Genomic DNA, 5,204 nt, shown 5'->3' on the forward strand with positions numbered 1-5,204 from the left:
AAAGAAGCCTTTATTAAATTACCGCTGGGAAAGAAATGTTCGTCAGTTGATGAATTTCTGTGAGAAAGTTTTTCTCAATAATGAAATAATCGATAATGAAATTATCATAAATGAGTTTAATAGTTATGTCTCCCAACAACATGGCAAGCAGAGCGACACATTTTATCATCTTCTCAACATTGAAAACTATAAGGATGCCAAAACTTTTTTTAAGAAAAAGTATATAACTTATCATTACCATAAAAACAAGAGACATGCCAGAATAACCGCTGAAAAATTGGGAATGGATCATTCCGGCTTGAGCAGATATATCAAAAAGGAAAGAATCTGATTTGATTTCCATGAAATCCTTATTGATGTATTCATAATAAATCAGATTTTGTCATAATTGAGATACAATTTCCTGTAAAAAAAAACTACCCAATTTTCTCCTTGACACCAAAAACCAACTTCAACGACTTTAATCTTGTTTTTTATAAGGAGATTTTATGCTCGAACAGATAATTAGCTTTGTGCGGGAAAATCTGATCCCATCGGCAGTAATCGGATTTATAATTTTTTTCCAGTTAATTTTAATTATTGTTTTCAAATCAAAAAATAAAACACTGATTAGGAGCAATGACAGTTTGCTGGATTCTATTGAAAAAACTAATAATTCCAATACAAAACTGAAAAAATTATTAGCTGAAAGAACTGAAAGATTGGCAATAATTGAAAAATCATATACAAAATTAGAAGAAGAAAGCAAAAAAAAGGTTGTCAAAACAAAAAGTACTTATTCCGGAATGTCAAAAGCATATAATGAGATCCTGAAATATTCACCTACTGGAATTATTAAATTAGACGAAAACCTGACCGTCGAATATGAAAATCCTACCATTGAAAAGATATTGGGAATTCCATCAAAAGCTATTCCCAATTTTCGGGGGATCAATATCAGGAAAATCGCTGCTTTCCAGGAAACCGATATGATCCCGGTTTTCAACTACATCCTGAAAGGTAGAAAAGCAGAGATTGAAACGATCTTCCTGAATCATTTAAAGAAAAAAACTTATGCTAAAGTAATCGGTATACCATTATATAATGAAAACAGGTTCGACGGTGCTATTCTTCTGATCAATGATGTAACAGAACAGCTACATGCCGAAGAAAAATTAAGACAGAGCATTGATATGCAGGATCAGGCAACTAATGATATTGTGAAGGCAATGATCTCAATTTCAGAAATCAGGGATCCTTATACTGCTAATCATCAAAGACGGGTTTGTGAGCTTTCCGAAGCTATTGCTCAAGAAATGGGTATGGAAAGCGAAAGGATAAAAGGAATTGGTTATACAGCAAGAATTCATGATATTGGAAAAGTTGCAGTTCCTTCCGATATTTTGACAAAACCCGGAAAAATTTCAGATATGGAATTCAATGTGATCATGAATCACAGTAAGGTCGGATTCGATATTTTGAAGAATATTCGTTTCCCCTGGCCGATTGCAGAGATCGTTTATCAGCATCATGAAAGGATGGACGGAAGCGGTTATCCTCGAAATCTGACAAAAAAGCAGATACTCATGGAAGCCAGAATTATCGGTCTTGCTGATGTGGTGGAAGCGATTGCCTCTCATCGTCCCTATCGAGCAGCTCTGGGAATTGAGAAGGCAATGAAGGAAATCAGTAATAAAAGAGGTTCATACTTTGATGAAAGTGTTGTCGATGCATGTTTGAAGATATTTAAAGAAAAGAATTTCAAGTTCACGGAAGAAGGTCTGAAAGAGTGACGGTAAATCAACCTGCCAGGTTGAAGTCTAAATTTCTAACTCCGAATATCTAATAAATTTAAAAAACTATAAATCTCAAACACTAACCATTCATTTCAATGAATGGCACACATCACAAAACAATTTTTTGGAATTCATTCCGTCATCACCCGACTAAAGTCATTTTTCTTTGTCGGTTTTTCCTATAGAATAAATTTGATGATTAATGTTTCTTTCTCATTTCCAAATTAAATTTGGGAATGCAATTGCTAAAAAGTTTTACTTTGATCTAAAAATTATGACACCGTCTAAATGTTTCGACTCGTCGTTCCTTACGAGCCGAATCATTTCACATAGAACTGATCAATTCCTTTTTAAATTGTACACACATTTCACAATTGTGATGCTGACAAAAATCAAAATACAATTTTAAAATTCCCTGTTGATAAATGGCTTTTTTTGAAACAATTTTTCTTTGAGTATCACTCATAAATCTTTCCATGAATTGAGTTATAAAATTTCCTGGTAAACCGTGGAATTCTTGATAAACTTTTTTCGCAACATTATCCAATTCTGAATACGACATTTTTCGAGCATATAGAATTGCTAACGGAATTAGAATATTGATTATAATTATATCAACACGGGATTTTCCAATCTGATATTTCTCCGGCAAGAATGAATATGATGATTCGTCGCCTTTGACCTGTAACAACGAATAAATCCTGCCTTTAAATTTATTCATTTTTATCTTCTTATCAGTAAAGGAAAAAACCTTCAGCACATTGTTAAATAAAGGATTTTCAAGATTCTCATAGATGAGATCAATGATCTGCAAAATTCTGACCGCAGGATGATTTATCGGTCGAATACGAAATAATTTCCAGTCAAGATCGAAAATTTCTTTAGAAAATCCCTGTTTCTGATATAACTCTTTCCATTTAGAAACAAACTCGCGCGGAAATGTTTTCGGGAGATGACTGATCAAATCGGAACTGCATAACCAGAGAGTTAAAAGTTCGTCTTTGGTCATTCCATTTCGATAAAACTCTTTTAATTTAGAATACGGAAACTTGAGAGCTAATTGCAGCATCTGGAATTTATTCTTGCTGTACCCAAGGGACTCGAATAGTCCCTGCATAAACAACTGGTTAAAATCAGAGAAAAACAGTTCTGCTCCAAAGCGTTTGATCTTCTTTTCCAATCTTTCTGAACCTGATTTGAGAAGTAGCAATTGGAGCGATTCATTATCAAGTCCTGCAAAAAAACTGCAGAATTTATCCTCAACAACAAATTTCTTATGTTTGTGTTCTTTTAATAACTTTGTAATATTTTTATCTAAATAATTCTGCAACTCTAATATCTCGATCTTTTCACCATTCTCGCTGACCGTAAAAGGATATTGTCCGTTATGTTTAAACACAATATGCAAAATTACATTGTTATAATTCTTATCTTCATGGTGATGATGTGAATTCCAATCATGAGTCTCTAAATGCACTTCTACATCTCCACGCAGAACTTCTCCTTCAAATTGGATGATCGCATTTTTGAAGTCAGGTCCTGCATCTGTATTCCATTGCCCCTGAAACATTATTTTCAGAGATTTTCCGGAAATTGTTTGAAGTTTCTTCTGTAGATGCTGGGCATCCCAGATATGATATAAAAATTTTTCGGAGAATTGCATTTATCCCAAATCTATGATCAAATTTAAAATTTAAATTTCCATATTGTCAATCAATCTTGTATCTTCAATCCAGACAGCGAGCAAAACTCTGTCACCCTTTCGCACTTTTGCTTTCGATTCCAGAGATGTAGGATCAACAAACTCAATATAATCAATAATTCCATTGTTTTTGTGAATTAACTTCTCCATCTTTTTCTTCATTGATAATGAATCAAAATTACCATTCTGAAATTCTGATTTTGCCTGAAGTAAAGAAAGATAAAGACAAAGAGCCTCCTGTCTTCCTTTTTCTGACAAATATTTATTGCGAGAGCTCATTGCCAGTCCGTCTTTTTCCCTGATAAGAGGACATCTTACTATTTTTGTTTTGAAATTCAAGTCTCGGATCATCTGTTCTAAAACAACAATCTGTTGAAAATCTTTCTCTCCCAAGAACATCATGTCAGGATTCACTATATTCATCAGTTTGGCAACAATTGTTGTTACACCTTGAAAATGAATAGGACGGGATTTTCCACAAAGGATAGTTGTTATCTTATCAACATTCACCCAGGTTTTAAAATCATCTGGATACATTTCTTTTTCAGTTGGAAAAAAAATATAATCAACTTCCAATCCGGAAAGTAGTTTTACATCTTGAACAAAATCACGGGGATATTGAGATAAATCTTCATTCGGTCCGAATTGGGAAGGATTTACAAAAATGCTGACCACAACTGTATCGCAATCTCTTTTTGCTGCTCTGATCAAACTTAAATGACCTTTATGAAGAAAACCCATGGTGGGAACAAAACCGACCTTTCCGGAAAGTTTTGTATTTTGCATTTCTTGGATTGTTTTGATTATTTTGGGTTTCATTTTTTGAATGAAACTTGCCAAATTTCAAAAATTTGGCAAGTTTTAATCTAAGTCATAAAATTTCTTATTATGATCATCCTCGATTACGATCACTTTTGGTTTATAATCTCTGATTTCTTCTTCATTCATTTCGGCAAAATTTACAATAATAACTTTGTCTCCAATCGTAACCAACCTGGCAGCAGCACCGTTTATCCCGATAATTCCGGAACCTGCTTCCCCTTCGATGATATAAGTGGAAAATCGGTTTCCATTATCTATATTATAGACATCGACTTTCTCGTTTGGTTTCATCCCGCTGGCTTCGAGTAATTTTTTATCTATTGTTATACTGCCGATATAATTTAAGTCTCTCTGTGTTATTCGCGCTCTGTGTATTTTGGAAAGAAGCATTGTTCTTTGCATTTTTTCTCCTGAATTTTTTTATTTCAAAATCAAATCCGTTTTTAACAAATTGATAATGATATACATTTATCTATTTCCCACGAATCAAATCCGGTTCTTTTGAAATTCTATGAAATATAAAGTCAAGGATAAAAACGAGGAAACACGAAGTTTTTCGGAAAATGACCAACCACTTTGCGAAAGTTATCTACCTTGGGTTTTCTTGCGAAGAACTTCCGCAAAGTTACTATTTTTTTTCTATGGCAAGCACAGAAAAAAAAGCCACTCTTCGATTGGGATGAAGTTTGGCTTGTTCCCAAATTTTATTTGGGAACATAATTGGATAAGAAATTTCATTTCGAATATGTATAACCTCCTCAAAAATCAAAGAAAAACTTTTTAGAAAATCACATTCCCAAAAAAAATTGGGAATGAGGAGAATCGTCAGTTTTGAAATTTTCACGATTCCGATACATCGGGATTGGTAAGTTTGGTTTTTTAAGCGGCTAATACAGTTCTATTCC

The 5,204-nt window shown here is 33.5% G+C and carries 5 protein-coding genes; 1 reads left to right on the forward strand and 4 read right to left on the reverse strand.

Going from position 1 to position 5,204, the window contains the following annotated elements:
- Positions 1 to 13: 13 nt before the first annotated feature.
- The gene (locus ENL20_05665; GenBank protein ID HHE38043.1) at positions 14 to 343 is read right to left on the reverse strand and encodes a hypothetical protein; all 330 of its coding nucleotides are present in this window, start codon (positions 341 to 343) and stop codon (positions 14 to 16) included.
- 145 nt (positions 344 to 488) lie between these two features.
- On the opposite strand from ENL20_05665, the gene ENL20_05670 reads away from it, so the two are divergent.
- Positions 489 to 1,772, forward strand: a complete 1,284-nt coding sequence (locus ENL20_05670) for an HD domain-containing protein (protein HHE38044.1) — start codon at positions 489 to 491, stop codon at positions 1,770 to 1,772.
- A 328-nt stretch (positions 1,773 to 2,100) separates the two neighbouring features.
- Here ENL20_05670 and ENL20_05675 read toward each other — a convergent pair whose 3' ends face one another.
- From ENL20_05675 to ENL20_05685, 3 genes are read right to left on the reverse strand one after another with little or no spacing between them, the layout of a single operon-like run.
- Positions 2,101 to 3,438: a DUF2851 family protein gene (locus tag ENL20_05675; protein ID HHE38045.1), complete on the reverse strand. Its 1,338-nt coding sequence runs from the start codon at positions 3,436 to 3,438 to the stop codon at positions 2,101 to 2,103.
- A gap of 30 nt (positions 3,439 to 3,468) precedes the next feature.
- Positions 3,469 to 4,296, reverse strand: coding sequence for a pantoate--beta-alanine ligase (locus tag ENL20_05680; protein ID HHE38046.1), 828 nt, complete (start codon positions 4,294 to 4,296; stop codon positions 3,469 to 3,471).
- Between the two features lie 42 nt (positions 4,297 to 4,338).
- On the reverse strand, positions 4,339 to 4,701 hold the full coding sequence (locus tag ENL20_05685; protein ID HHE38047.1) for an aspartate 1-decarboxylase: 363 nt from the start codon (positions 4,699 to 4,701) through the stop codon (positions 4,339 to 4,341).
- Between the last annotated feature and the right edge of the window lie 503 nt (positions 4,702 to 5,204).

It is taken from the genome of Candidatus Cloacimonadota bacterium (assembly GCA_011372345.1).
In the GTDB taxonomy this organism is placed as follows: domain Bacteria; phylum Cloacimonadota; class Cloacimonadia; order Cloacimonadales; family TCS61; genus DRTC01.